The sequence below is a fragment of the Streptomyces sp. NPDC001508 genome, from assembly GCF_040298665.1.
Taxonomy (GTDB): Bacteria; Actinomycetota; Actinomycetes; order Streptomycetales; family Streptomycetaceae; genus Streptomyces.
Genome location: NZ_JBEPAP010000149.1, coordinates 1 through 2,039 on the forward strand (window position 1 = coordinate 1; position 2,039 = coordinate 2,039).

At 66.7% G+C, this 2,039-nt stretch carries 1 protein-coding gene; it reads right to left on the bottom strand.

What is annotated here, in order from left to right; all coding sequences use genetic code 11:
• Positions 1–210: 210 nt before the first annotated feature.
• Positions 211–1,695: an IS4 family transposase gene (locus ABT245_RS45755; protein WP_351747066.1), complete on the bottom strand. Its 1,485-nt coding sequence runs from the start codon at positions 1,693–1,695 to the stop codon at positions 211–213.
• Positions 1,696–2,039: the final 344 nt, after the last annotated feature.

A 2,039-nucleotide genomic window follows, 5' to 3' on the forward strand; every position in this document is an offset into this window, starting at 1 on the left:
TCCCAGCGTTGTTCGATGTACTCGCGGGCCAGTGTGTACCAAGTGGCCCGTTGCTTCAACGCCCGAATTTCGGAGGCAGGAAGGCCCGTGTACGGATCGAAGGGCTCACCCTCACGCGCGGCGGTCATTAGCCTCGGGCTTTCACGAGGGGGACCGTCCGAGTGTTGATCAAATAAGCGAGGAGTGCCTCTGAGCTGCAATGCCGGTGATTTAGGGCGTTTTCGCAGGTGAGGGTGGGTATCTCAGGTTCCGTGTGATTTTGAGTGAGTAGCTGACGCGGCTGGGCGGGCGGGGCTCGTCCCGGCGTTTGGCTTCGAACGTGTTCCGCGGTGGTTTCTTCAGTCGCTGGCAGCGGCGGTCGCGGCGTGGGGGCAGGCGGTCGTTGAGGAGTTCCTGGACGACTTCGAGGCGGGCGGCGTGCAGGGCCTGCGGGTTCGCTGCGGTCTGTCCGGCGGTGGTAAGCCGGGCGAGCCGCACGGTCGTGGTGAAGGAGATCCGGTCGGGATCGATCTCTCCCTGTTCGGCTGCGTGGACTTTGAGCGCGCACAGTGCCTGGTAGACGGTGAGCAGTGCGTAGATTTCCTGGCAGATGAGCCCGGGGGTTTTAGAGCGCAGGATGAAGCCGGCGCCGCGCAGGCGGTTTTTGAGTTCGGCGAAGCCGTTCTCGATCTCCCAGCGCTGGTGGTAGATCTGGGCCAACTGCCGTGCGGGTGCTTGTCGGTGGTCGAGCAGGCTGGTCGCGAGGCGGAACTTCTCAACCTGCACCGGCCCGTGCTGGGGCCGGACGGTGACGGTGTAGTCGATGATGCGCACGAGGTGTCCATCGGGCAGCCCTGTCGGGGTGCGGCCCTGGAAGCGGGCGTTGCCCAGGCGCTGGCCCTCGGCGGGGGTGGGCATGACGGACACGTACGAGCCGTCGGGCAGGACCCACAGCGGCGGCAGGACGAGGTTCTTCTTGATCCGCCAGGCGAGGTGGCAGCCGGTCGCCTCGACTAGGCCCCACAGCTCGTGGCCGGCGAAGTTGCGGTCGGCCAGCAGCAGTATGCCGGGCCGCAGGGAGGCGAGCAGGCGGCGGGCGAGCTTGTGCTCGCTGAACCTGGCGATCGAGTCGAAGGCCGCGTCGATGACGGCGTGGGTGCCGCACTCGATCAGGGCCATCAGTCTGACCTGTGGGTTTCCGCTCTTGTTGGTGCCGTCGCGGCCGGTGAATCCGAACGTGGCGGCGTTCTCGGGGCTGTCCGGAACGTCCAGCGCGGTGCCGTCCCAGGCGACCAGCCGCAAACCGAAGGCGAATGCTCCCGGGGTCGTGGGTGTCGCCTGGGCGCCGCACCGGCGTTCGAAGAGGGCCTGCAACGGCTTGTCTCCCAGGCGCTGGCGGGCTCGGGTGAGGGCCGAACTGGTGGGCAGGCGCTGAACGAGCCCGCCCGGCAGGTGCCGCAGTTTCTCGGTCAGGGTCCGCAGGACCGCCCGGTATCCCGGCGGCCCGGCGCTGTCGGAGCTGCTGAAGAGGCACAGAGCCAGGACGAAGTAGACCACCGCGCGAGCCGGGAGAAGCCTGCGGCGGCGCTCGGCCCTTCCGGTCAACTCCAGTACTTCGTCGACTACTTCGGGTGTGATCTCCTCGGTGAGTACACCGAGCCGGATCCGGTCGCCGAACTGCGGCTCCGACCGCCTTCGGGGACTTCGCGATGGCACCGGACGGACCGCCCTGATGACGGCCGGGGCAACAGCGATGGCAGACTGAGCGCCCAACGGGGCTCCCTCGCAGGCAGTCGGATCTTGGTCGATCTCCTGTCCTACAGGGAGCCCCGTTGCCCTGTCCCGAGATCACCTGGCGCATCATCAGTTCGTGGCGGACCACCTGTGCATCCCAGGGTTCTACTCACCCAGAACACTCGTCATCGCACGCTCTACCTGCACTGATGCCCTAAATCACTGGCATTGCTCTGAGCTGGGACGATAGGGCTTGTCGAAGGTCCTGTTCGTCGCCAAGAGAGAAGCACTCCCCGGGTGAAGAAGCGTAGCGGGTCGTACCCGCC